Origin of the sequence: Streptomyces sp. NBC_01306 (genome assembly GCF_026340465.1) — a bacterium.
Classification (GTDB): Bacteria; Actinomycetota; Actinomycetes; order Streptomycetales; family Streptomycetaceae; genus Streptomyces.
In genome coordinates this window covers 724,903-750,291 of the sequence record NZ_JAPEPC010000001.1, presented here as the reverse complement: position 1 = coordinate 750,291, position 25,389 = coordinate 724,903, and the positions used below count along the sequence as shown (strand labels likewise).

At 70.0% G+C, this 25,389-nt stretch carries 21 protein-coding genes and 3 pseudogenes; 16 read left to right on the top strand and 8 right to left on the bottom strand.

Annotated elements, in window-relative coordinates; genetic code table 11:
• Nucleotides 1-181 precede the first annotated feature (181 nt).
• The 7 genes from OG385_RS03305 to OG385_RS03275 all read left to right on the top strand — a co-directional run bounded on the left by OG385_RS03305 (nt 182) and on the right by OG385_RS03275 (nt 6,144).
• Complete coding sequence (locus OG385_RS03305; protein ID WP_266851658.1) at nt 182-1,135, top strand: urea transporter; 954 nt, start codon at nt 182-184, stop codon at nt 1,133-1,135.
• Nucleotides 1,136-1,139: 4 nt separating this feature from the next.
• Complete coding sequence (locus OG385_RS03300; RefSeq protein ID WP_266851657.1) at nt 1,140-1,445, top strand: urease subunit gamma; 306 nt, start codon at nt 1,140-1,142, stop codon at nt 1,443-1,445.
• Nucleotides 1,446-1,477: 32 nt separating this feature from the next.
• Nucleotides 1,478-1,924 (top strand): urease subunit beta, encoded by a 447-nt coding sequence (locus tag OG385_RS03295; RefSeq protein ID WP_266851655.1) that lies wholly within the window; start codon nt 1,478-1,480, stop codon nt 1,922-1,924.
• Nucleotides 1,924-3,648 carry an urease subunit alpha gene (gene ureC, locus OG385_RS03290; RefSeq protein ID WP_266851653.1) on the top strand — a complete coding sequence of 575 codons (1,725 nt, stop codon included), beginning with the start codon at nt 1,924-1,926 and terminating at the stop codon, nt 3,646-3,648. Before OG385_RS03295 ends, ureC begins: the two co-directional genes overlap by 1 nt.
• An 80-nt stretch (nt 3,649-3,728) precedes the next feature.
• Nucleotides 3,729-4,415: an urease accessory protein UreF gene (locus OG385_RS03285; protein ID WP_266860596.1), complete on the top strand. Its 687-nt coding sequence runs from the start codon at nt 3,729-3,731 to the stop codon at nt 4,413-4,415.
• 113 nt (nt 4,416-4,528) lie between these two features.
• The gene (gene ureG, locus OG385_RS03280; RefSeq protein WP_266860594.1) at nt 4,529-5,206 is read left to right on the top strand and encodes an urease accessory protein UreG; all 678 of its coding nucleotides are present in this window, start codon (nt 4,529-4,531) and stop codon (nt 5,204-5,206) included.
• Between the two features lie 59 nt (nt 5,207-5,265).
• Nucleotides 5,266-6,144: an urease accessory protein UreD gene (locus tag OG385_RS03275; RefSeq protein WP_266860592.1), complete on the top strand. Its 879-nt coding sequence runs from the start codon at nt 5,266-5,268 to the stop codon at nt 6,142-6,144.
• A 6-nt stretch (nt 6,145-6,150) separates the two neighbouring features.
• On the opposite strand, the pseudogene OG385_RS03270 reads toward OG385_RS03275, so the two are convergent.
• A pseudogene (locus tag OG385_RS03270) lies at nt 6,151-6,540 on the bottom strand (LuxR C-terminal-related transcriptional regulator); the annotation flags it as partial.
• A pseudogene (locus OG385_RS03265) lies at nt 6,459-6,932 on the bottom strand (ATP-binding protein); the annotation flags it as partial. The pseudogenes OG385_RS03265 and OG385_RS03270, both read right to left, overlap by 82 nt.
• 392 nt (nt 6,933-7,324) lie before the next feature.
• Here OG385_RS03265 and OG385_RS03260 point away from each other — a divergent pair.
• The 3 genes from OG385_RS03260 to OG385_RS03250 all read left to right on the top strand — a co-directional run bounded on the left by OG385_RS03260 (nt 7,325) and on the right by OG385_RS03250 (nt 9,740).
• Nucleotides 7,325-8,143: a class I SAM-dependent methyltransferase gene (locus OG385_RS03260; RefSeq protein ID WP_266851651.1), complete on the top strand. Its 819-nt coding sequence runs from the start codon at nt 7,325-7,327 to the stop codon at nt 8,141-8,143.
• Nucleotides 8,130-8,834, top strand: a complete 705-nt coding sequence (locus OG385_RS03255) for a M24 family metallopeptidase (protein WP_266851649.1) — start codon at nt 8,130-8,132, stop codon at nt 8,832-8,834. The genes OG385_RS03260 and OG385_RS03255 overlap by 14 nt, the downstream gene beginning before the upstream one ends.
• A 108-nt stretch (nt 8,835-8,942) precedes the next feature.
• Complete coding sequence (locus OG385_RS03250; RefSeq protein ID WP_266851648.1) at nt 8,943-9,740, top strand: SAM-dependent methyltransferase; 798 nt, start codon at nt 8,943-8,945, stop codon at nt 9,738-9,740.
• A gap of 55 nt (nt 9,741-9,795) precedes the next feature.
• Here the strand turns inward: OG385_RS03250 and OG385_RS03245 are convergent, their stop codons facing one another.
• From OG385_RS03245 to OG385_RS03225, 5 genes and pseudogenes are all read right to left on the bottom strand, one after another.
• Nucleotides 9,796-10,812: a hypothetical protein gene (locus OG385_RS03245; protein WP_266851646.1), complete on the bottom strand. Its 1,017-nt coding sequence runs from the start codon at nt 10,810-10,812 to the stop codon at nt 9,796-9,798.
• Nucleotides 10,813-10,853: 41 nt separating this feature from the next.
• A complete protein-coding gene (locus OG385_RS03240) occupies nt 10,854-12,119 on the bottom strand; it encodes an MFS transporter (protein ID WP_266851644.1) in 1,266 nt (421 codons plus the stop codon).
• 209 nt (nt 12,120-12,328) lie between these two features.
• Entirely contained in the window at nt 12,329-13,147 is an 819-nt protein-coding gene (locus tag OG385_RS03235) for a chitosanase (RefSeq protein ID WP_266860590.1), read from the bottom strand.
• 54 nt (nt 13,148-13,201) lie between these two features.
• Nucleotides 13,202-13,870: pseudogene (locus OG385_RS03230) on the bottom strand (alkaline phosphatase family protein); the annotation flags it as partial.
• 757 nt (nt 13,871-14,627) lie between these two features.
• Nucleotides 14,628-15,815, bottom strand: coding sequence for an ROK family transcriptional regulator (locus OG385_RS03225; RefSeq protein WP_266851642.1), 1,188 nt, complete (start codon nt 15,813-15,815; stop codon nt 14,628-14,630).
• 169 nt (nt 15,816-15,984) lie between these two features.
• Between OG385_RS03225 and OG385_RS03220 the strand changes: the two genes are divergently transcribed.
• From OG385_RS03220 to OG385_RS03195, 6 genes are all read left to right on the top strand, one after another.
• Nucleotides 15,985-17,160 carry a Gfo/Idh/MocA family protein gene (locus tag OG385_RS03220; RefSeq protein ID WP_266851640.1) on the top strand — a complete coding sequence of 392 codons (1,176 nt, stop codon included), beginning with the start codon at nt 15,985-15,987 and terminating at the stop codon, nt 17,158-17,160.
• Nucleotides 17,157-18,080 carry a sugar phosphate isomerase/epimerase gene (locus OG385_RS03215; protein WP_266851638.1) on the top strand — a complete coding sequence of 308 codons (924 nt, stop codon included), beginning with the start codon at nt 17,157-17,159 and terminating at the stop codon, nt 18,078-18,080. The genes OG385_RS03220 and OG385_RS03215 overlap by 4 nt, the downstream gene beginning before the upstream one ends.
• Nucleotides 18,081-18,163: 83 nt before the next feature.
• Nucleotides 18,164-19,282, top strand: coding sequence for a Gfo/Idh/MocA family protein (locus tag OG385_RS03210; protein ID WP_266851636.1), 1,119 nt, complete (start codon nt 18,164-18,166; stop codon nt 19,280-19,282).
• Between the two features lie 145 nt (nt 19,283-19,427).
• Nucleotides 19,428-20,366 (top strand): sugar phosphate isomerase/epimerase, encoded by a 939-nt coding sequence (locus tag OG385_RS03205; RefSeq protein ID WP_266851634.1) that lies wholly within the window; start codon nt 19,428-19,430, stop codon nt 20,364-20,366.
• A 152-nt stretch (nt 20,367-20,518) separates the two neighbouring features.
• Nucleotides 20,519-21,808 carry an MFS transporter gene (locus OG385_RS03200; RefSeq protein ID WP_266851633.1) on the top strand — a complete coding sequence of 430 codons (1,290 nt, stop codon included), beginning with the start codon at nt 20,519-20,521 and terminating at the stop codon, nt 21,806-21,808.
• Between the two features lie 172 nt (nt 21,809-21,980).
• Nucleotides 21,981-22,745: a hypothetical protein gene (locus tag OG385_RS03195; protein ID WP_266851631.1), complete on the top strand. Its 765-nt coding sequence runs from the start codon at nt 21,981-21,983 to the stop codon at nt 22,743-22,745.
• Nucleotides 22,746-22,937: 192 nt separating this feature from the next.
• Here the strand turns inward: OG385_RS03195 and OG385_RS03190 are convergent, their stop codons facing one another.
• Entirely contained in the window at nt 22,938-25,160 is a 2,223-nt protein-coding gene (locus OG385_RS03190; protein WP_266851629.1) for an NEW3 domain-containing protein, read from the bottom strand.
• Between the last annotated feature and the right edge of the window lie 229 nt (nt 25,161-25,389).

Below are 25,389 nucleotides of genomic sequence, written 5' to 3'. Positions count from 1 at the left end.
CACCACATCCCAACAGCGGTTATGTCGTACCGTACCGCCCCGGGCACGCTCGGTGTCCGATCTTCCGGACGCTGCTCCCCTTGAGCCGGGCGTACGGTTTTCAACAGAAAGTTGATCTAGTGCCAATCTCCCCTGATCTGGGGGTATCTGGCCAATTCGCCATGTCCTCAAGGGAGTAGACATGTCTGCGGCGGAACAAGCGGTGCAGGCAAGGAGCCGGGCACCGTTCCGGATCGGGCAGGTACAGCTGCGGGGCATCGCACAGGTCACCCTCAGCGCGAACCCGTGGACCGGACTGCTGTTCACCGTCGGGCTGTTCGCCGAAGGGTGGCGTACCGGCGTGTACGGGCTGCTCGGCGCGGGCGTGTCCGCCGCGACCGCCGCCCTGCTGGGCGCCGATCGCGGAAATCTCGTCAAGGGGCTTGAGGGCTACTGCGGTTGCCTGACCGGTCTCGCCCTCCTCGTCACCTTCGGCTCGTCGGGACGTACCGTCCTGCTCACGGTCCTCGGCGCGGCGGTCTGCCCCATATTGAGCGCGGCGGCCGGCCGTGTCCTCGGGCGCGTCGGACTGCCCGTGCTGACAGCCCCGTACTGCCTGGTCGCCGGGGCGCTGATGATCGCGCTGCCGACGGCCCCGGCCGCGGCCGGGGCCACCGCGCGGGTCGGCGGGTTCACCACGCTGAGCGCCGCAGAGGCGGGCCGGGCCTTCTGCGACAACATCGGGCAGATCTTCTTCCTCGACAAGTGGTACGCGGGCCTGATCCTGCTGGTCGGGATCCTGGTCACCTCGCGGGCCGCCGCCGTCGCGGCGGCCGGCGCCAGCGCCCTCGCGCTGCTGACCGCCTGCGTCGCCGGGCTGCCGGCCGACCGGATCACCGAGGGCCTCTACGGCTACAACGGGGTGCTCTGTGCCATTGCGCTGGGAGCCACCTTCCTGACACTCACTCCGTGGACCGCCGGGTACGCCGCACTCGCCGTGGTGGCCTCCGTCCCCTTCACCGCCGCCTGGGAGGCGTTCACCCGGCCGTCCGGCGGATCCCCCTTCACCTGGCCGTTCGTTGTGACGACCTGGCTCTTCCTCGCGGCGGGTCCAGCGCTGGGCCGGCCCGGCATCTCATTCGAGAAAGCAGAGTGACGCCATGAATCTCGCACCACGCGAAATCGACAAACTCCACGTCTATGTGGTGGCCGACCTGGCCCGCCGCCGCAGGGCCAGGGGAACCAAGCTCAACTACAGCGAGGCCGCCGCGCTGATCACCGAAGCCGTCCTGGAGGCAGCACGTGACGGCCACACCGTCGCCGAGTGCATGGAGCTGGGCCGCAAGGTCGTCGCCCAGGACGACGTGATGCCCGGAGTGCGCGAGATGCTCACGGTCCTCCAGGTCGAGACGGCGTTCGTCGACGGGACGAAGCTGGTCACCTGTCACGACCCGATCAGTGCCTGAAGCCTGAAGCCTGAACCACCGAGGAGACAGAGATGTCGGGCGGAGCCCACTACCTCTACGGAGATGACCCCGTAGAGATCAACGCCAACCGGGCCACGGTCAGGCTCACGGTCGCCAACACCGGCGACCGTGCCATCCAGATCGGGTCGCACTACCACTTCTTCGAGATCAACCGCGCGCTGCGTTTCGACCGTGAAGCCGCCTTCGGTATGCGCCTGGACATCCCCTCCGGCACCGCCGTGCGCTTCGAGCCCGGCGACAGCCGGGAGGTCGACCTGTGCGCCTTCGGCGGCGCCGGGCGGCTCGTCGGATTCGCCGGGCTCGTCAACGGGGGCGTTTCGGCACCCGACACCAAGCGCGACGCGCTGCGCCGCGCGTCGGAGCTGGGATTCATACACGCCGGCACCGCCGGTACGGACAGCACAGGGAACACGCCCGGCGCCGACAGCACCGCGGGCACCGAGGGGACTCAGCACTGATGGCGATCATTCCGCGCAAGCAGTACACGGACCTGTTCGGCCCCACCGTGGGCGACCGGTTCCACCTCGCCGACACCAACCTGGTCGTCGAGGTCGAGTACGACCACAACGCCGGTTCCTACGGGGAAGAGGCCGTCTACGGAGGCGGCAAGGCCATCCGTGACGGCATGGCCCAGGACCCGTCCGCGCTCAACCGCGAGGGCGCCCTCGACCTGGTCATCACCAACGTCGTGGTCATGGACCCGGTGCTCGGCGTCGTCAAGGGCGACATCGGTGTCCGCGGCGGTCTGATCGTCGGGGTCGGCAAGGCCGGCAACCCGCAGCTCCAGAACGGCGTGGACCCCAAGCTCGTCATCGGCCCCGGCACCGAGGTGATCTCCGGCGAGCACCTGATCGCCACCGCGGGCGGCGTCGACACGCACATCCACTTCATCTCGCCGCAGCAGGCCCAGGAGGGCCTGTCCAACGGCATCACCACCTTCTTCGGCGGCGGCACCGGGCCGACCGACGGCACGAACGGCACGACCTGCACCCCCGGCCCGTGGAACATCCACCGGATGCTGGAGGCCGTGGAGGACCTGCCGGTCAACGTGGGTCTGCTCGGCAAGGGCAACGGCAGCCAGCCCGAGGCCCTGCGCGAGCAGATCGAGGCGGGCGCGGCCGGTCTGAAGGTGCACGAGGACTGGGGCGCGACCCCGGCCGCCATCGACACCGCGCTGCGGGTCGCCGATGAGCACGACGTGCAGATGGCCATCCACACCGACACCCTCAACGAGGGCGGCTTCTTCGAGGACACCCTGTCCGCGATCAATGGCCGGACCATCCACACCTTCCACACCGAGGGAGCGGGCGGCGGCCACGCCCCGGACATCATCCGGGTCTCGGGCGAGGCCAACGTACTGCCCGCCTCCACCAACCCGACGCTGCCGTACACGGTCAACGCGGTGGACGAGCTGCTCGACATGGTGATGGTCTGTCACCACCTGTCCCGCGACATCCCCGAGGACGTCTCGTTCGCCGACAGCCGGGTGCGCGCCGAGACGATCGCGGCCGAGACCGTACTGCACGACCTCGGCGTGATCAGCATCTTCTCCTCCGACTCCCAGGCCATGGGCCGGGTCGGCGAGTCGTTCGTCCGGGCGTTCCAGACCGCGCACCACTGCAAGGAGCTGCGCGGCCCGCTGGCCGAGGACAGCTCCCGCAACGACAACGCACGCGTGCTGCGGTACCTGGCCAAGCTGACCATCAACCCCGCCATCGCGGTCGGCGCGGCCGATGTGATCGGCTCCCTGGAGCCCGGCAAGCTCGCCGACATCGTGCTCTGGCCGATGCACTCCTTCGGCGCCAAGCCGAAGCTGATCATCAAGGGCGGCATGGTCAACTGGGCGCTGATGGGCGACCCCAACGCGTCGCTGCCGACGCCGCAGCCCGTCTACTACCGCCCGATGTTCGGCTCGTACGGCCGCGCCAAGCAGCAGACCTCGGTCACCTTCATGTCGCAGGCCTCCATCGCCGCGGGCGTCCCCGCGGAACTGGGTCTGCAGCGGCGGACCGAGCCCGTGCAGCGCTGCCGGACCATCGGGAAGCAGCACATGGTGCGCAACGACGCGCTGCCGCGCATCGAGGTGGACCCGGAGACGTACAAGGTCACCGTCGACGGCGAGCCCGCGACGATCGAACCCGCCGAGAAACTCCCGCTCAACCACCTCTTCTACATCGTCTGACCGCCCCCCCGCGGTCTTCGACAGCCGGATCACCGCGAACCACCCCCTCGCACGAAAGGAGCCCCGGCGTGAACGACCCGATGCCCACAGCCGCGCTGCTGACCGGGCTCCAGCTCACCGACTCGGCCTTCCCCAGCGGCTACTACACGCTCTCCCACGGTCTGGAGGGCTTCCAGCAGGCCCGCGCGGTGACCCCGCGCACCCTGCCCGGCCTCCTGAACGACCTGCTGCGCCACAGCGCGGGGCCGTCCGACGCCACCGCGCTCGCGCTCGCGCACCGCGCGGTCACCGCCGGCGACTGGGCGGAGGTGACGGCCGTCGAGCAGCGGCTGCACGCCACCAAACTGGGCCGTGAGGCCCGGCAGGCCTGTGTCCGTACCGGGCGGCAGCTCCTCGACCTGGCGGCGGAGGTGTACGGAACCCCGGAGATCGAGCAGTACCGCACCCTCTACCGGGACGGCGCCGTGCGCGGCTGCCAGCCGGTCGTCGCCGCCGCGGTCCACGCCGGCAACGCGGTGTCCGTACGGCAGGCGGTCACCTGCGAACTGTTCGCCTTCGCGGCCAGTTTCGTGGGGGCCGCCCTGCGGCTCCGGCTGACCGACCACCGTCAGGCGCAGGTCGTACTGCACCGGGCGGCGCCGGTCATCGAGGAGACCGCGGAAGCCGCCCTGGAGCGGGAGCTGTCCGACATCGGCGGCTTCGTTCCGGTGGCGGACATCATGGCCGGCCGCCATGAGCGGGCGGAGGCCCGGCTGTTCGCCAGCTAGGCGGAGCGCGGCACGCGGTGCTGACCCGGCCGTGCGGCCGTACCGCCGGGACAGCACCGGGCGCCACCCACGCGAAGACACCACACCAGAGAAGGATCACCATGCACGACCCCATGCAGGCCCGGCACCACCACAGCCACGACGAACTCCTGCGGCGCCCGAAGGACGGCGTCCTGCGGGTAGGGATCGCGGGTCCGGTCGGCTCGGGGAAGACGGCTCTGATCGAGGCGCTCGTCCCCGTACTGTTCGCGCGCGGCCGTACCCCGGCCGTCATCACCAACGACATCTTCACCTCCGAGGACGCCGCCCATGTCCGGCGCACGCTCGACGGGATCCTGGACGCGGACCGGATCGTCGGCGTCGAGACCGGGGCCTGCCCGCACACCGCGGTCCGGGACGACCCGACGATGAACCAGGCGGCGGCCGACGAGCTCCTGGAGCGCCACCCCGACGTGGACACGCTGCTCTTCGAGAGCGGCGGCGACAACCTGACGCTCACCTTCAGTCCCGCACTGGTCGACCTCTTCCTGTTCGTCCTCGACACCGCCGAGGGCGACAAGATGCCGCGCAAGCGGGGCCCCGGCATCACCGAGTGCGAACTGCTCGTCATCAACAAGGTCGACATCGCCCAGTACGTGCGGTGCAACCTGGAGACCATGGAGTCGGACGCCCTCAAGGTCCGGGAGGGGCGGCCCGTCGTGCTGACCAACTCCCTCACCGGCGACGGCCTCGACACCATCGCCGACTTCATCCTGGCCCACGAAGCCGCCCAGGAGGCGGCTCCCGCGTGACCACGGCGCCCGCGCGGCTGGATCCCGCGCACTACGAACCCCGGCGGACACCGGCCCGGCTGCTCGGCCTGGCCGGTCCGGCGGACACCCTGGCCGCCGGGCGCCCGGGCAAGGTCGGCCTGCTCGAACTGCGCTACGCGCGCGTCGGCGACCGCACCGAACTCGTCGACCGCTACCAGAAGTCGCCGCTGCAGATCATGCGGCCGCTGTACATCGACCCGCACCGGCCCGACCTGCCGGTGACCTATCTGATGTCGACCGGCGGCGGCATCCTCCAGGCCGACCGCAACCGGATCGACATCGACTGCGGCCCCGGCACCTCCGTGCACCTGACGACGCAGGCCGCCACCAAGGTGCACCGTATGGAGTTCGACCACGCGACCCAGATGGTCAACCTGACGGTGGGGGAGGGCAGTTACGTCGAGTACCTGCCCGATCCGCTGATCCCGTACCGGGACGCGCGCTTCTACCAGCACACCCTGGTGACGGCCGATCCGTCGGCGACCGTACTCCTCGGCGAGACGATCGCGGCCGGGCGGCTGGCCCGGGACGAACGGCACGCCTACCGGATGCTCTTCAGCGATCTGGAGGTCCAGCGCCCCGACGGCACGCTGCTGGCGGCCGACACCGTACGCCTCGAACCGCACGGCCCGGGCGGGGTGACAGGACCCGCGGTCTTCGCGGGGCATGACCTGATGGCCTCGCTGTATGTGCTCACACCGCTGGCCCCCGCCGCCCTGGTCGCCGACACCCTTCACGAGGCGCTGGCGGCCACCGGCCTGGTCTTCGGCGTGAGCGTACTGCCCGACGACACGGGCGCGTGGGCGCGTGTGATGGGCAGCGACTCCCCGGCCGTCACCCGTGCGCTGCGTGCCGCGTGGGATGCCGTACGCCGCCTCCTCATCGGGGTGCCGGCGCCGGACCTGCGCAAGACCTGACGGCGGCTACGGAATGAGGCGCTGCTCCTTCGCCGCCGCGACGGCCCCTGCCCGCGTCTCGACGCCCAGCTTGCTGTAGATACGGCCCAGATGGGTCTTCACGGTCGCCTCGCTGATGAACAGGGCGCGGGCGATGTCGCGGTTGCCGAGGCCGTGGGCGAGCTGGCCGAGGATGTCCAGTTCCCGGGGGGTGAGCGAGGGCCGGGGGCTGCGCATCCGGGCCATCACCCGGCCGGCGACCGGAGGGGAGAGCGCGGTGCGGCCCTGTGCTGCCGCGTGGATGGCGTCGAAGAGTTCATCGGGGCGCACGGCCTTCAGCAGGTAACCCGTCGCGCCGGCCTCGATGGCCCGGGTGATGTCCGCGTCCGTGTCGTACGTGGTGAGGACCAGCACATGCAGGCCGCCCGAGGGGGGGTCTCGACGCCGTCGATGGGGACCGACACGGACAGTACGGTGCCGCGGCCCGGAGCCGACTCGACGGTGAGGGTGCCGCCGAGCTGCCGGGCGCGCGCCCGGATCGCGGGCAGGCCGTGCCCGCGCAGATCCTCTCCGCGCCGATCCTGCCCACGCGGATCCTCTTCGCGCAGATCCTCTTCGCGCAGATCCTCTCCGCGCCGACCCTGCCCGTGTGCGGACGACCGCGCCCCGGGCCGCTCGGGGTCGAAGCCCCGGCCGTCGTCCGCGATGTCGAGGACCACCTGGTCGTCCAGGCTGGTCAGGGTGAGTGCGGCGGTGGTGGCACCGGAGTGCTCGCGTACGTTGGCCAGCCCGCCCTGGGCGATCCGCAGCCCGCACTTGACAGCCCGTCCGACCTCGGGCGGGCCCCTCGTGCACACCGTGCCGGAGGGCTCCCGGAGGATCTTCCGAGCATCCGGGCCGGGTCGGCCGCCCCCGCACAACTAAACCCCTGCGACGTATTCCTGGAGGTGTCCACAGGATCACATCTGCGAGCTTTTTGGCTGATGGGACGAGCATTAGCCAGCTGATTTACGTCAAGGCTATGGCAGATGCAGTATGTGGGGTGACGGATTCCCGGTAGGTGCGGAGGCGAAGACGGTGGCTGGTGTCGCGGAGAGGTCCGAGGTGCGGGAGCCGTCGCGCGGATTCACCGCGTCCGCCGGGTGGTCCGGCCTTCCCTCCTTCCCTGATTCCCTGCTCACGAGGCGAGGTTTGGATCTTCATGGATGTCCGCAGCTCTGATGGCAGCGCCGGTGATGTCGACTACGGCAGCTTCGGCACCGGCTACGCGAACTACCGGCGGCCCGATCCCCGGATCGCCCAGGTCATCGCCGACGCTCTGGGCGGTGCCCGGAAGGTCGTCAACGTGGGTGCGGGAGCGGGTTCGTACGAGTCCGCCGCAGTGGCCGTCACGGCGGTCGAGCCGTCCGAGTCGATGCGGGCGCAGCGGTCCACGGGTCTGCCCAGGGCGGTGGACGCGGTCGCGGAGAACCTGCCGTTCGCGGACGGGGAGTTCGACGGGGCGATGACCCTCTTCAGCGTGCACCAGTGGTCCGATGTCGACGTGGGCCTGCGGGAGATGCGCCGGGTGACACGTGGTCCGGTGGCCGTACTGACCTGCGATCCGGGACTGGTCAGGGACTTCTGGCTGTACGAGTACGCCCCCGAGGTCCTCGACACCGAGGCGCGGCGCTACCCTGCGCTCGGGACGATGGCCGAGGCCCTCGGCGGCACCGTCGACGTACAGGCCGTGCCGATCCCGCTGGACTGCACGGACGGGTTCAACGAGGCGTACTACGGCCGCCCGGAGATGCTGCTCGACCCGGCCGCCCGGCAGGCGTGCTCGGCCTGGAGTTTCGTGGACGACGGGGTGCGCGAGCGGTTCACGGACCGGCTGCGCGCGGATCTGGACTCCGGAGCGTGGGACGCGCGCTTCGGTCACCTGCGCAGCCAGTCGCACTACGAGGGATCGCTCGTTATCGTGCGTGCGACACCGCAAGATGCCCAGGAAACAGAGGAACAGCACCATGGCGGTACCTGATCGGATGGACGAGCAACTGCGCGCGCTCGGGCTGGTGGAGGCGCAGCGCAAGGCGGTGGCCCTCTTCGCGGAGGTCGAGACCCGGCGCCTGGTGGTGCCGGGCGCCGGTGAGCGGGAGGTCAGCGACCGGATCCGGGACCTCGCGAACGAGATGTTCGGGACGACGAAGCACTGGCACAAGCGGATCGTCCGCTCCGGCCCGCACACGATGTTCCCGTACCAGGAGAATCCGCCGGACCGGGTGATCGGTGCGGACGACATCGCGTTCGCCGACTTCGGTCCGATCTTCGAGGAGTACGAGGCGGACTTCGGACGCACCTTCGTCCTCGGCGGTGACCCCCACAAGCAGCGGCTGCGCGACGACCTGGCGACGGTGTTCGCGGCGGGCCGGGAGGTGTTCCGGGCGGACCCGGACATCACGGGGCAGCAGCTGTACGCGCAGGTCGAGCGGCTGGCCGCCGAAGCGGGCTGGACGCTGGGCGGCTGGCACGCGGGCCATCTGGTCGGCGAGTTCCCGCACGAGACGATCGACGGGGCGAAGGCGGAGTCGTACATCACGCCGGACAACGACACCCCGCTCCGCCGCACCGACCGCGCCGGGTGGCGCTGCCACTGGATCCTGGAGATCCATCTGGTCGACGAGGAGAACCGCTTCGGTGGTTTCTACGAGCAACTTCTCGACCTCGCCTGACGCCAGGAACAGAAGGAACTGCGTTCATTCGCCGTGAAGTTGGTGTGGGAAGCTGTCGGCAACCGCTCGCCGGCGTGGAGCCGGGGCGGTCGTCGAGAGGGGCGCAGCGTGACACAGGGCGGCTTCCGTGCCGAGGGGATCGACACCAGCAGGCCGCACCCCGCGCGGATCTACGACTACCTGCTGGGCGGCAAGGACAACTACCAGGTCGACCAGCAGGCCGCCGAGGAACTCGCCGCCGCGGCGCCCGAGGTGCGGATCGGGGTACGGGCGAACCGTGCCTTCCTGCGGCGCGCCGTCAGATATGTGCTCGGCAGCGGCGTCCGGCAGATCCTCGATATCGGCACCGGGCTGCCCACCTCGCCCAATGTGCACGAGACCGCCCGGGAAGTGGCGCCGGACGTGCGCATCGCGTATGTCGACAACGACCCCATCGTGAACGCACATGCCAATGCGCTGCTCAGCCGCTCCGGCGCGACCAGCGTCGTGCTCGCCGACCTGCGCGACCCGCAAGCCATCCTGGACCACCCCGACATCCGCCGGGTCATCGACTTCGACGAGCCGGTCGCCGTGCTCCTCATCGCCATCCTCCACTTCCTCACCGAAGCGGAGAAGCCCGAGCAGGTCGTCGCCACCCTGCGCGACGCGCTGCCGGCCGGCAGCTTCCTGGTGCTCTCGCACGCCACGAGCGACTTCGCCGACCGAAGCGCGGCCCAGGCCGTCTACAACAACGCCACCGCCACCCTGAACCTGCGCTCCCGGGCCGAGGTGGAGCGGTTCTTCGACGGCTTCGAACTCGTCGGACCCGGCCTGGCCCAGGTGCCGTTCTGGTGCCCGGACACCCCGCCGCCGGCCGGGTCCGACGAGATCGGCTTCTACGGCGGGGTGGCCCGCAAGACCGGCTGACCTGCTGGCCCGTTGGCGCGTTGGACCGTCGAACCGGCTTGCGGGGAAGGGGAGTTCACCGCACCGGCCCCGCCTGCCCGCCGCCGCCGTTCAGCACGGCGGGGGATGTCGCGTCGTGGATGAGGATGTGCGGGGTGCCGGTGCCGTCGGCCGGGGTCGCCCATACGTCCCAGCCGCCGCCGGAACCGCGTGGCCGGCCGTACATCACGGTGTGTCCGTCCAGCCAGGCCGCCTGGTCGTCGATGCTGTGGACCTCGGCCAGTGGGGTCTCCCGCATGGTTGCCAGGTCCAGGACGTACAGCCGCCAGGGGCGGTTGGCGCTGGCGTTGACGCGTTTCTTGAACACGATGCGGGTGCCGTCGGGCGACAGGGACGGGCATTCGGCGTTGGTGCGCAGGGTGCGCGCCGTCCACTTCCGGTAGTCGCCCTTGACCAGGTAGGTGCGGCCACCGGTACGTACCGTGGCGTAGAAGGTGTTGTCGTCGGCGGCGAAGTTGACGCCCCAGTAGTTCACGTCCGCCGCGTGGTACGGCTTGCCTTCGAGCGTGAGCGGGATCCGTTCGATGTTGCTCCGGAGCCTGCCGGTCTTGGTGTCCAGGATCGACGTACGGGTGGAGAAGTCGTCGCGGAGGTAGGAGTCGCCCTGGACGAACGTGGTCCAGGACAGCATCGCGCCGCTGGCGGAGACCCGGGCGCGGTTGGGGAATCCGGCGGCCTTGATCTGGCGGGTCCGGTGCATGTCGCGGTCGAGGACACTGACGTAGGTCGCCGGCACCGGGCCTTTGCGCTGCAGGCAGATGCCGGTGCCGTGGGCGGTGTAGAGGCGGTCGCAGCGCGCCGCCCCGGTTGTTCTGGCGCCGCCGGGGCGCGCGGTGGACACGGTCGCGGCATGGCCGAAACCGGCGCCGGGCGCGGTGTCGCGGAACAGGATCCGGCCCGGCCTGTCCAGTTGGATGCGGGCGGCAGGGCCGGCAGCGGTGTCGTCCCGCGAGTGCATGACGTAACCGGTGATGGTGGTGGCCAGGACCAGAGCGGTCACGACCAGGACCAGCACTCTCGTCCGGGTGCTCATGCCTGGATCCTTCGGGGAGTTCGCGGCGTTCGTCTGCGGGCTCATGTGCGGCTGCCTTCTTCACGGAGCGGGAGGATCCACAGCGCGGCGAGTACCGCCGTCACCAGGGCGGCGAGCGCCAGCGCGAGCGCCGCGTGCAGCCCCCAGAGGGTCCAGGCGGCGCCGAACAGTACCGAGGAGGCCAGCATCGCCACGGACTGGCCCGTCTGGATCAGTGCCATGCCGCTGGCGCGCAGTTCCGCCGGCAGCAGCGGTCCGACGGCGGCCATCAGAACCCCGTCGGTGGCCGCGTAGAACAGGCCGTGCAGGACGAGCGTGGTGATCAGCAGAGCTGCTCCGCCGACCGGGCCGAACAGCAGCAGATAGGCGCCGAGCAGCGCCACGTACCCGCCGGTGAACACCCGTAGCCTGCCGAGCCGGTCGGCCAGCTGCCCGAACGGGACCGCCAGCAGCAGATAGGTGGCCGTCGTGCCCAGCGGCAGCAGCGGGAAGTACTCGACGGCGATGTCCAGGCGCTCCTGGAGCAGCAGGTAGACGAACGAGTCGCTCAGCGCCACCGCGCCCAGCAGGGCCGCGCCGATGCAGACCCGGCGGAAGCGCGGCAGCAGGAGGAGCCGGAGCGCGGCGCGGACGGTCACGCCCTGCGGGCCGGCCAGGGCCTCGCGCCGGTCGCGGACCGTCAGGGCCAGCACCACCACCGCGAACGCCGCGATGCAGAAGCTCGCGACGAACACCGTGTCGTACCGGTCCGGATCCGCCATGAGCAGCGCGAACGCGACCAGGGGACCGAGGAAGGCGCCGGTGGTGTCCAGCGCACGATGGATGCCGAACGAGCGGCCCAGCGTCCCGGGGGTGCTGCTGAGTGAGATCAGCGCGTCCCGCGGTCCGGTGCGCAGGCCCTTGCCCGTACGGTCGGCGGCGATCACCGCGCCCAGGGCGGGCACGGACGCGCCTGCGGCGAACAGGCCCAGTTTGCACAGGGCGGACAGGGCGTACCCGCTGCCCGCCACGAGTTTGCGCCGCTGCCAGCGGTCCGCGGCGTGCCCTCCGGCCAGGCGTACGAGAGCGGTGATCCCGAAGTACATGCCGTTGAGGGCGCCGAACTGGAGGGGGCTCAGGCCGAGGGTGAAGATGACGTACATCGGCAGGACCGCGGTGATCATCTCCGAGGAGATGTCGGTGATCAGGCTGACCGACCCCAGTGCCACCACATTGGGTGCCACGGCCGCCCGCGCCCGTCCGGGCCCCGGCCGCGCGACCCCGGCGGTGCCGGGCGCCGGGGTGGACCGGCTCGATGAGACGTACATGGCTGTCCTCCCTGCTGGCTTCTGCTGACTGCGCCGCGCCGGCTTGAACTCCTGCGCCGGCTTGAACTCCAGCGCGCTGAACTGCCGTGCTGCTGGGCTGTTGTGCCCGCTTTCTGAGCCTGCCGGCCGGCACGCCGTACACCGGTGTGTGCCGGCCGGCAGGGGTTCATGGACCGGTCAGAGTTCCGCCGGCCCGGTGGGTCACGCCGTCACTGCGCGATCGTGTACGGGTCCCCGTACGTCTTCCAGGACAGCGGCGGGTTCAGATCGAGGTTGCCGGCGGCGAGGAACACCCGCTGCTCCGTGTCGACCCGGCTGGTGTCGTCGTGCGCCGCCTCGGTGAGCATCGCGGCCTTGCGGGCGTCGAGGAAGGCGTGGAGATAGGTCGTCTCGTCGCCGCCCTGTGCGGGGGTCCTGGCGTGCTTCATCGCCGTGGCGCGGATCCCGCCGAAGCTGACCGGGTCCATTCCGGGGCCGTGCATGACCATCGCGTCGTAGTAGCTGAACTGCCCCAGCGCGTGCAGTCCGTCCTGCTTCGCCCGGTCCACGGACGGGGTGAAGTACACCCGGTCCCGTTCGTCGTTCTGGGCCTGCTGGAACGCCGGGTCCGACGCTGCCGTGTGCCAGGCCGAGACGAAGCCCGATCCCAGACCGGCGTGCGAGTCGCTGCCGTTCACCTTGCGCAGCGCGGGCAGATACGCGGCCAGCGGGTTGCCCGGCTCGCGCTGCGTGTACAGCTGGACCAGGTCGAGCATGTCACCGGTGCCGGAGCAGAACCCCACGATCCCGCCCGTGTAGCCGCGCCCGTCCCCGATGTCCTCGACATAGGTGTACTGCGCTTTCCAGTCGAGTGAGGAGTTCTCCGCACTGGAGACCAGCTCCATCGCGATGTCCTTCTTGCGCGGGTCCGTCAGGTCCGCTGCCGAACCGGCCGCTCGGCCGGCCGGGGCACTGGCCGGCGGGCCTGCCGGTGCCGGCGCAGGGGCGGCTCCGTAGCCCTTCGGGGGTGCGACGGAGGTGTCCCAGATGTCCGTGACGGGCTTCGCCGACGCGGCCTTCCCCAGCGGGGAGAGCCCGTACATGTCCTCCAGCGTGCGAAGCAGCGAGTAGTGGTTGTAGTGGGCCTTCGACTTGGCGCCCTGCTGCACATGGTCGCCGACGACCATGGTGGCGATCTGGTTGTCCGAGTCGTCCCCGTCGTCCTCGTCCCAGGTCAGCATGAGGGCGCTGTTGTGCGTCCTGGCCCACTGGACGTAGCCGTCGAGGTTCTTCTTCAGCCAGCTGTCGCCCTGCTTGACGCTGCCGTCGTGCATGTCGTTGTCCAGGTTGGGCGTCACGAAGGACACCGTGGGCAACTTGCCGTAGTCCGAGGGGAATCGGTCGAATCCCAGGTTGGACGAGGCCGGGGTGCTGGCGAAGTCCACCCATCCGTTGTGCTTGCGGGCGTACCCGCTGTCGCCGTCGTCACCGCAGTCCTTCGAACCTGCGGACGGCAGGTCCTCGGAGTATCCGGTGAAGCTGTGGCCGCTGCCGATCAGCTGGTGGCCCAGGTTGTCGGCGCTGAAGTCGTGCGGGCAGTCGTCGTCGGCGACTCCGTGTGTGGAACCGGAGTACAGCGCCACGTAGTTGCCCTGGCTGGGGTGTGTGGTCCCGTGGAAGTCGGAGAACGAAGCCCCCTGCTTTGCGAGGGAGTTGATGTACGGGGCGTCCTTGCTGCCCACGATGTCGTCGTAGAACTTGTTCTCCTCCATGAGCACCACGACGTGGTCGTACTGGGGTATCCCGGATGCGGTGGTGGTCGGCGCCTTCGGCGGGGGAGGCGCGGTCTCCGCCGATGCGGCGGATCCGGCCATTCCGAGCAGGCTCAGCGCCACCGTTGTGCCGGCCGCGACAACGGCGCGGCGGGTACGGCGCGTTCCGGCCAGAATCCAGGTGGCCGGGCCGTCGTCGGACGGATCATGGGTGCGGCGTGCGCGCAGGGGTGGGTAGGGAGGCGTCATACGGATCTCCTTGACGGGCGGTTGCCGTCGGTTCGGCAGACGTGGGAGGTACCTGGGGGAGTGCCTGAGGACGTGCCTGTGCCTGAGGAGGTGTTCTGGGACGTGCCTGTGGAGGTTTCTGAACGCCTGCGGACCATCCGGCTGCGTTTCGGCCATGCCGCAGGTGTCAGCGTTGGCTTGGTGCTGCGGCGAACCGGTGCCGCAGTGAGCGCGAGCGGCATCGGGCCGCGGGCAGCCGGGACAGAATCAACTGAGCGCGTCGGGTTACGAACTTCCGCGCCAGGCCGCTGACGGAGATTCCTACTCGTCGGCGCGGCGGCCTGTCAACCGTTCCGCCGGGGTGGCCGAGTTCGCCTGCGGCTCTTGACTGAGCATCGACAGGTCGGTAAAAATTCGGACCGTCAGGAAAGTTAACTAACAGTTGGCGAATCGAGGTCGGCGATGACGATGGCAGGCCTCAACTGCCTTGATTCGTACGGCGGTTGCTGGAAATGGCGATGGGCTGCGGTCAGATGCGCGGCTGGGACTGCAGGAGTCGCGTGATGCCGTCGGGGCTGAAGATGTCGCGGGCGGCCAGGGCGACAGCGCCGGTCAGTCCGGGCTCGGAGCCCGGTTCCGTGGTGGTGATGGTTAGCTTGCGGGTGGCCAGCGGGAGAGCCCGCTGGTAGACGACGGCGCGCACGCCGGAGAGCAACTCGTCGCGCTGCTCGCTCATCGGTCCGCCGAGCACCAGGGTGCGCGGGTTGTACATGTGCACCAGCATGGCGACGACTTCGCCGATTTCGGTCGCGGCCTGCCGGATGCGGTAGAGCGCCCGGGGGTCGCCGTTCGCGACGGCTTCCGCCAGCAGCCGGGCGCCCGCCGACGCGTCGCCCGGTCCGGTATGGAATCCGAGGTCGCGCAGCACGGCGTGGTGTGAGGCCACGGCCTCCACGCAGCCGGTCTTGCCGCAGCTGCACAGGGTGTCGGAGTGGCTGGATGCCCGCAGATGGCCGATGTCGCCCGCGGCTCCGTCCGCGCCGCGGTGCACCCGGCCGTCGGCGGTGATGATTCCGGCACCGATTCCGGCCCCGACCTTGACCGCCAGGAGGGGCGCGTCCACATCGTGCCGTTCGGCTTCGCCCAGCGCCATCAGATTCACGTCGTTGTCGACCACGACAGGGGCGTGGAAGTGTTCGCGCAGATAGGCGCCGACGGGGAAGGCGTCCCATCCGGGCATGATCGGCGGCCGTACGGCGCAGCCGTGCTGGAAGTCCACCGGGGCCGGCAGTCCGACGACGACCTCCCGCACCGAATCCCGTCCCCGGCCGTGCTCCTGGAGCAGCTCGCACAGCCGCTCGGTGACCGCGCCCAGCACAGCTGCCGGGCCGTCCTCGACCGGTACGGCGACCACGTCGCGAGCGAGAATCCGGCGGCTGAGGTCCGCGATGACGACCCTGGTCCCGCTGACGTCCACATCCGCGACGGCGATGGTTCCCGCGTGCGGGCTGATCGAGAGCACCCGGGGTGGCCGGCCCCGTACGGAGGCGCCGACTTCCGTCTCCTCCAGGATGCCGCGCTGCAGCAGCTGGTCGACCTGGTGTCCCACCGTGGAGCGGGCCAGCGAGGTACGGCGGGCGATCTCCGCGCGGCTGGTGGCCTCCCCCGAGGCCACGGCGCCGAGTATCCGGCGCAGGGCGACGGTCGCCGAGTTCATGGTCGGACCGCTTAAGGCTTCAAAGCTCTCACTGTCGCCGTCTTTATGCACTACAGAAAACTAAAACCGGCGTCTTGTGTGTGTCAACGGGCTGAACAAGGCTGGAATCCGTCGGACACCGGAATCGATCACCGTCCGACTGAACGAAAGCAACAGGAAGGTTCTCCAGATGTCCCGCGGGTACAAGGGAGCAGCCATCGTCGGCACCGGCATGATCGCCGGGGTGCACGCCCAGGCGGTGCGCGGAGCAGGCGCGACAGTGCGCGGGGTGGTCGCCTCCTCACCCGAGCGCGGCGCGCGAGTCGCCGCGGAGTGGGGAATCCCGCGGAGCTATCCACAGCTGGAGGCGGCGCTGGCCGACGAGAGCGTGGACGTGGTGCACATCTGCACCCCGAACGGGCTGCACGCCACCCAGGCCGAGGCCGCGCTCCGCGCCGGGAAGCACGTCATCTGCGAGAAGCCGCTCGCCACCTCGGTGGCGGACGCCGAACGGCTGGCCGCCGTGGCCGAGGAGACGGGGCGTCTGCTGGCCGTGCCGTTCGTCTACCGCTACCACCCGCTGGTCCGCGAGATCCGGGCGCGCGTACGGGCGGGCGAGTTCGGGGCCTGGCAGCTCCTGCACGGCAGCTATCTGCAGGACTGGATGCTCGACGCGGACGCCACCGGGTGGCGTGTGGACCCCGAACGCGGCGGCCCGTCCCGGGCGTTCGCCGATATCGGTTCGCACTGGTGCGACCTGGTCGAGTGGGTCGCCGGAGTGCGTTTCAGCGAGGTCTCGGCGCGGCTTGCGACCACCGTCCCCGAGCGCCCCGCAGGCGACGCACCCGGTGCGCCCCGCACACCGGTCCGTACCGAGGACGCCGCGGCCGTACTGTTGCGCACCGCCGAAGGCGTACTGGGCACGCTCACCGTCTCGCAGGTCTCGGCCGGCCGGAAGAACCGCCTCTGGTTCGAACTGGACGGCGCTGGATCGAGCGCCGTCTTCGACCAGGAGCAGCCCGAGACCGTGTGGCTCGGCACTCCCGAGGGGGCCAGGGTGCTCGCCCGCGACCCCGGCCGGGGCAGCCCGGAGCAGCGGCGGCTGGCCACGCTGCCCGCAGGACATCCGCAGGGGTACGCGGACTGCTTCCGCGCGTTCGTCGCCGACGCCTACGCGGCGGCCGACGGGGGAGCGCCGGACGGACTGCCGGTGGCCGCCGACGGGGTGCGCTCGGCGCGGCTCGTCGAAGCGGTCCTCGAATCCTCCCGCTCACTGGCCTGGACCCCCGTCGGCAAGGCGACCGACGCGATGACCGTGACCGCCGCCACCGCCACCTCCGCGACCCCCAAGGAGTACGCCGTATGAAACTCGGAATGCTGACCGCCTGCCTGCCGCAGCTCTCACTGGAGCAGATCGCCGGATGGGCCGCGGCGCGCGGGTACGAGGCGCTGGAGGTCGCGGTGTGGCCCGGCACCGGAGGGCGGGACTTCGAGGCCGCGCATCTGCCGGTGGCCGGTTTCGGCCCCCGCGAGGCCGACGCCACCCGTGCGGTCCTGGACCGACACGGCCTGGCCATCTCGGCGTTGGCGTACTACGAGAACAACCTGCACCCCGACACAGGCCGGCGCGAGGAGATCCGCACCCATCTGCGGCACGCGATCGACGCGGCCGCGGCCCTGGAGGTGCCCTACGTCGGTACGTTCATCGGCCGCGACTGGAACCGCTCCGTCGCGCAGAACCTCGCCGAGGCCGAGAAGGTCTTCCCGCCACTGGTCGACTACGCGGGGGAGCGCGGCGTGAAGCTCCTGATCGAGAACTGCGTGATGGAGGGCTGGCACCCCGACGGCTACCCGGGCAACCTCGCCTACTCGCCCGAGCTGTGGGAGTGGATGTTCTCGCTCGGCCTGTACCTCAACTGGGACCCCTCGCACCTCACCTGGATCGGTATCGACCCGGTGGAGACCATCGCGCCCTACATCGAGCACATCGCGCACGCCCAGGCCAAGGACGTGGAGCTGCGGCCGGGCGACCGGCAGCGCTGGGGGCACTTCGGCCCGGCCGTGGACCGCAGCGGCAACCCCTGGGACATGGGCTGGTGGCGCTACCGCGTCCCGGGCCTCGGGCAGGTCGACTGGGTGCGTGTGGTCGACCGGCTCTACGAAGCCGGCTTCACCGGCACGCTCTCCGTCGAGCACGAGGACCCCGTCTGGGGCGGCGAGGAGACCCGTACCAAGCAGGGCCTGGACATCGCCTACCGCACCCTGCGCCCCCTGATCGTCGGCTGACGGGCGTCCCGACAGCTGACACCGAGACCCGGCACCAGACACCAACACCCTTTCTGAACAGCACCAGTGATGTGGAGCGCTCCATGACCTTCTCACCCGCACACCCGGCCCGGGTCGGCATCGTCGGCACCGGAAACATCTTCGACAGGTACGTCCAGGGCATGGCCCGCTACCCGCGCCTGCGCCTGACCGGCTGCGCCGACCTGGACCACGCCCGCGCGCTCAAGGCCGCGGCCGAGCACGGGATCAGGGCGTACGACTCCGTCGACGCGTTGCTCGCCGACCCCGACGTGGACATCGTCGTCAACATCACCCCACCGCTCGCGCACGCAGCGGTCTCCGCCCAGGCCATCGCGGCAGGCAAGCACGTCTACGTCGAGAAGCCCGTGGCAGCGACCGTCGCCGAGGCGGCGCCGCTGACCGCGATGGCCGGCGGGAACGGCGTCCTGTTCGGCTCGGCTCCCGACACGTTCCTCGGCAGCGCGGCCCAGACGGCCCGCAAGGCGCTCGACGACGGCCTGATCGGCCAACCGGTGGGCGCGACCGCCTTCGTCACCCACAGCAAGGCCGAGACCTGGCACCCGAACCCCGGCTTCCTCTTCGCGCCCGGCGGCGGACCCGGCCTCGACCTGGGCCCGTACTACCTGACGAGCCTGGTCAACCTGCTCGGCCCGATCGCGACCGTCTCCGGCCTGAGCCGGATCGGCGCGCCCGTACGGAAGGTGACGAGCCCGGACCGCGTGGTCGAGAGCATCGAGGTCACCACACCCACGCACGCGGCAGCCGTCCTCGGCTTCGCCTCCGGTGTCATCGGCTCGCTCCAGATGAGCTTCGACGTGTGGAACCACCACCTGCCGTTCATCGAGATCTACGGCACCGAGGGCACCCTGACGGTCCCCGACCCGAACGGCTTCGACGGCGACGTCCGCCTCCGGGGCAACCACGAGGAGCAGTGGCGGACGCTGCCGCCCGTCTTCCCGCCGTCCGGCCCGCTCGACATGGAAGTCCAGATGCTGCGCGGCGCGGGTGTCGACGACCTGGCCGGTGCCGTCGACGGCGCACCGCACCGCGCATCGGCCGAACTCGCCTTCCACGTACTGGAAGCGCTCGAAGCGGTCGAGACCTCCAGCCGCACGCGGCAGGTCGTGGAACTCACCTCGACCGCCGAACGCCCCGCGGCGATGCCCCGGCAATCGGCATAGGCGGCGCATCCAGCACGCCACGCATCCAGCACGCCACGCATCCAGTACGCGGCGCATCCAGCACACAGCGTATGCAACACGCAGCGGCATCCACCACCGCACAGCGCATCCAACACGCAGCACAGAACCGAGGAGCGGCAACCGCATGAGCAGCAACACACCCAAGTTCGGCGTCGACCTGATCACCTTCTACAACCCGTCGTTCTGGAACCTGCCCGATGAGAGCGCTATCCAGGAGCTGTCGGACCGCGACCCCGACGCGATCTGGCGCAAGATCCTCGACTCGGCAGCAGCCGCCGGTGTCAGCAGCCTCGAAGTCACCTTCGGCCCGGCCGACATCGGCAGCATCCGCCGCGCCTTCGGCTCGGCCACCGAGTTCAAGAAGGAACTCGACGGCCGCGGGATGGAGTTGAAGAGCGCCTTCTACCTCGAAGGAAGCTGGGAGCCGGACGCCGACCGCGGCGAGATAGCCGACAGCGCGGCCGCCTACGCCCGTTTCATCAAGGAGGCGGGCGGCGACGTGCTGGTCGCCGCGCCCCCGATGCGTACGACATGGAACGCCGAGCCCCCGCAGTTCAACGATTTCGACTTCCTCAAGAACGTCGCCGACATCGCCCATGTGGTCGGCCACGCCAGCCTCCAGGAGGGCGTGACCACCGCGCTGCACACCGAGGCGCACTCCACCTTCTGCACGGCCCGTGACGTCGACCTGCTGATGGCTCTCACCGACCCGCTGTTCGTCAGCCTGTGCCCGGACACGGGGCATCTGGCGCTCGCCGGCGGCGAGCCCACGCAGATCGTCTCCCGCCACCGCGAGCGTGTCGTCATCTCGCACTGGAAGGACGCGACCGGCCCCGCGCCGCTGCGGGTTCCCATCGACGACTCGATCCACGACAGCCACCGCGAGTACTTCCGCAGGGTCGGCGCCGGCTCCGTCGACTGGTTCGCCTGGGGCCGCCTCATGCGCGAGATCGGCTTCACCGACCTCGCCCTGCTGGAACTGGACGCGGTCGCCGACCCGGTCACGGAGATCACGGCGGCCCGCGAATTCATCGAGCAGTCCCTCTCGACCGTCTTCCCGTGACGGCCACGCCGCCGGCTTCCCGTCACAGCCTCTCCCGCTGTGTCCTGCCGTAACAGCACATCCCGCGCGCTGAGCGGCGGCCCTCGCCGCTCGGCGCGTCCGCCCGGCTCCACCCGTACAAGGGTCGCTTTGGCCCGTCGAAAGGCGTACCCATGAGTGACAGAGTCGTCAGCTCACCGGAGAAGTCAGGTGAGCTCCCACCGTCCGCCCCCGCTGCCCCGGCGCGTGCGAGCGGATCCTTCATCGCTCTCTACATCCTGGCTCTCTTCGGCAGCTACGTCGCGATCATCACCCCGTCCGTCGTTTCCCTGGCACTGAAGATCCAGCAGATCGACCCCGCCGGCAAGGTCGGCTCGCTCTCCCTGGTCCTCAGCGTCGGCGCGCTGTGCGCAGTCATCGCCAATCCCCTCTTCGGGAAGCTCAGCGACCGCACGACCTCCCGGTTCGGCATGCGCAGGCCATGGATGATCGTGGGCCTCATCGGTGGAGCGGCCGGCCTGGCGCTCGTCGCCTACGCCACCAACACCGGTACGGTCCTCATCGGCTGGTGCGTGGCCCAGATCTTCTTCAACGCGCTGCTGGCCCCGCTCGTCGCCGTACTCCCCGACCAGATACCGGCCCGCCAACGCGGAATCGTCGGGGGCCTGATGGGCATCTGCTATCCCGTCGGCCTGATCCTCGGTACCTGGATCGCACAGCGCCTGGCCACCACCGCACCCCGGGCGATGATCCTGGCACCGATGGCCATCGCCGCCGCGACGGTGCTCCTGCTGTGTGCCAAGCTCAAGGACCGCAGGCTCGACCGGGCACACCAAGAGCCCTGGAACGCGGTGCAGTTCCTGCGCACTTTCTGGTTCAATCCGCGCAAGAGCCCCGACTTCGGCTGGGCGATCCTCAGCATCCTGCTGATCTCCACGGCGATCATGACGTTCGTGACCTACGAGGTCTACTACCTCTCCGACTACCTCCACATCAGCGAATCCAGGCTCCCCGGTCTGACGTTCGTCCTCACCCTCGTCATCAACGGAACGAGCGCGCTCACGGCCCTCGTCTCCGGCTGGCTGGCCGACCGCTTCCACCGGCGGAAGTTCTACATGGTCTTCGCCGGGATCCTGGCCATCGCCGGATTCCTCATCCTCATCACCACGCGCTCGATGGCCGGCTTGTTCACCGGCGCGATCGTCCTGGGCTTCGGCACCGGCTTCTTCTACAGCGGGCACTACACCCTGCCCAGCTCGGTCCTGCCCAGTGAGCAGGACGCCGCGAAGGACATGGGCGTCGTCAACATCGCGGTCACCCTGCCCAGCTCCCTGGTCCCGGTCTACGCACCCACCTTGCTCGGCACCGGCGGCGGCGACAACTATCCGGCGCTCTTCGTCTCCGGGATCGTGCTCGCGCTGCTCGGCATCCCGGCGGTCAAGCGAATCCGCGGGGTCAACTGACCGAGCGGGCCCTTCGATCGAGGAAGCGCCCGCGACCGAGCAGCGCCCTTCAGCCGAGCGGTGCCCCTCACCCGCCATCCGGCGGACCAGGCGCACCCGTGCGGAGGGCATTCGTACCCGGCAGAGCCCGACACCCCGGTGAGCCGTAAATCGTGTGCTTAACGTGCCGGGCATGAGTCGCACCAGTCTTCTCTCCGTGACCGCCTGTGCCATGTGCCCGGCCGCCGCTCCCACCGAGCACGACAGGGCGATGGCCGCCGGAAGTGCCCCCGACGGGCACGGCTACCACGTCGCACTGCACACACCCAGCGTGCTCACCGCACCCGTGGACTACCACCCGACGGCCCTGCTCATCGAGGCGGGCAGCACTGACGGCGCGTGGTACCCCGCAGGGATCCGGGTACGGGGTGGCGACGAGGAACCGGCGTACGGCCGCACGGTGTTCTGGCCCGAGGGCAGCGGCCGGCCGATGACCGGTCAGCACAGCCTCATCCCCCGTTCGAGGTCGCACATCTCGCTGAACGAAGGACACCCCGACGGGCTGCCGCTGACCGGTACGGGAGCGGTCGGCGCGGACCCTGCGGTCGCCACGACGGCGTCGGCCACCCCGCCGACGCCGTCGTGGCGACCGCCCGGGGCCGACGACCCGGCCGTCATCAACAACGCGTACACCTGGGACGCCCCCGAATACGTCCGGATCCCGGGCGAGCGGTGCTCGTACCGGCCGTGGAACGCAACCCCGGCGAACGGCCCCACCACGGCCGGCGGGGATGCGCCGGAAACCGTCGCGTTCGCAGACCGCTCGCCGGCCGGGCCCGCACCCAGGTCCCGTCCCGGATTCGCGGTGACCGGCCCGTCGGCCGTCTGGTACGTGGCAGGTGGAGCGCTGCTGCTGGTGATCGCCGGGGTGCTGGTCCGCCGACGGCCGAACCGCTGATCGGGTCCGGCTCCCGGCCCCTCCGCCGTCAGGACCCCGGGCCCTGCGCTCGCCGAAGACCCGGGGCCGGTCAGGACGTCCCGCCGCCCACGCCAACGCTCGACCGGGAATCCCCGGCCGAGCGCCTCGCCGAGCTACCGGCCTCGTCCTTTCACTGATGACCTGTCCCAGTACCGGAGCAGGTCCGGACCTCTACTGTGCCGTGATCGCGAAGATGTGCAGGGCGTCCTCGTCCGGGAGCGTCACCGCGCGGACTGTCTTGCCTGCGTCGAGCGGTACGGAGTTACCGAACAGCTTGTAACCGCCCCCGAAGTTGGCGGGTCCCTGCGGTGTGTTGCGGTGATCGGTCGTGACGACCGTCGTGGCGCCGTACTCGGTGCCCGCCGTGCAGCACCAGTTGGGCAGCCCGAGATCGCCGCTGCTGGTGGTGCCGTCGGTGTACGTGACGGTCACCTTGCCCGCTGCGGCACCTGCCTCAGCGCCCAGGAACCACAGCTTCGTCCCGCTGCCTGCCATGTTGATCACCTGACCCGCTGTGGTCACGTTGTCCGGTGCGCCGGGTGCTGTCTTCGGGAACGCCCAGCTGACGCCGTCCTTGGTGACGGTGCTTCCCGGTGTCACACCCGCGGTGGCCAGTGCCTGGGCGGAGTAACTGTCACCACCGCCGTCGAAATTGCCCAGCGTGTAGTTGCCGTCCGCCGGCGGGGCGTCCTCACTGGTGACACCGACATTGTTGAAGGCGTCCGCCAGAGCGGGATAGGGCACGACCGACACGACGGAACCCTGTCCTGTCGTACGGGACTCGCCGGCGGATCCTGCGCGGTACCGGGCGGTTGCGCTCAGCGTGACAGTCGTCGTTCCCGGCTTCGCCTCCGGGCCCTTCACCGTGAACTTCGCTCCGGCCGAGCCACCGGGGGCGATGCGGCCGAGCCGTGCCTTCGACGGGCTGACCGACCACCCCTGCGGCACGTCGACTTCGAGCGCTGCCGCGGACAGCCCGCCGGGGCCGTGGTCGGCCAGACTGACCTGCCAGGTCGAGGACGTCCCCTCGCCCCCCGTCCGCTTCCAGGTGATCGCGCTGGCCGGCGGCACCTTGTGTGCCTGCCCGGCGTGTATCCGGTACAGGACGGTGCCATGAGCGGGGACATTCGCCGCGATGGTGCCCGTGGACTGTGTGGTCCGCTTCGACCAGAGGTCCTTCAGCAGATAGGAGGAGCCCTTCGGGAGCCCGGCCTTGGCCGCCGTGGTCGTGATGGTCTGTGCCTGGTCCGAGGAGTTGAAGAGTGCCACGGCCCTGTCCCCGCCGCGGAGCTTCTTCGACAGCACGTCGTAGCCGTCGCCCTGCTGGACAATGCGGCCCTGCAACCCCGTCGGATCCTGGTCGACCGCGATGACGTCACGGTTACCGAGCACGGACAGGGCGTCAGGGGACGCCTTGGCCAGGTCGGTGCTGGAGATCAGCGGCGCGGCCATCACCGACCACAGTGACATCTGGCTCCGGATCTCGTCACCGGTCAGCCGGGACTGGCCGGCGAGCAGGAAGTCCGGGTCGTTCCAGCGGCCGGGGCTCTGCAGATCGGCGAGCGGCACGTTGTAGCCGTAGTTGTACTTGATCGAAGACCACTTGGAACTCGCCGATGCCGATTCCATCGCGACGTCGGCGCCCTCCCGCCACAGATTGCCCACCTGGGCCGACCAGCCGATGACGTCGTGCCAGTCCTTCTCGCCCTCGAAGTACGCGGGGGCGGAGACGGAGAAGGTGATGGGCCTGCCGGTCCGCAGGAGAGCATTGCTCATATCACTGTAGAGCGAGTGGTAGACCTCGTCGGGCGTCCGGGTGTCACTCTCGGGCACGTTGCAGCCGTCGAGCTTCAGATAGTCGACGCGCCACTTGGCGAAGAGGTCGGCGTCCTGCTGGATGTGGCCGTACGAGCCGGGATATCCACCGCAGGTGGAGGTGCCTGCGTCCTCGTAGATGCCGAACTTCAGCCCCATCGCGTGCAGTTGCTGACCGATGTAGGCCATTCCGTGCGGGAAGCGGTCGGGGTCGGGGACCAGGTCGCCGTCGGCATTTCTGCTGTGCGACATCCAGCAGTCGTCGGTGGTGACCGTGTTGTAGCCCTTCGCGGCGAGACCGGAGGAGACCAGGGCCCGGGCGTTGGACAGGACAGTGGCCTCGTCGATGTCACAGCCGTAGTAGGACCAGTTGTTCCAGCCCATGGGCGGGGTGGGGGCAAGATTCGGGTACGAGCTCCCCGAAGCACTGGCGCTTCCCGCGCCCTGCGCGGGAAGCGGGGTGCCCGTCGCCGCGGCGGACGGGCCGGCGAGCCCGCCGAGGGCGAGTGCGGTGGCCGCCGCCAGGGCGTACAGGCTCCGTCGCAGGGAAGCAGGGATCGGGGTCGTTCTCGCGGACAAGGCGTCTCCCGTCATCGAGCGCGCCTCAGTGACGGCGCGATGGCCAACACCGTGCCTCCGTAAGTTCATTTGTGCAAGATGTCGTCGAGTTTCTTGCACAAACAGTCATGCGTCGCAGGAAGCCTACGACCATGCGGATCGGCCTCCTGCTGACTCCGCGGATCGCGACAAGTAGCGCTGCGATATCGCCGGGCACCGCTCAGGTCCATCAGCACCTGAGCGTCGGTCT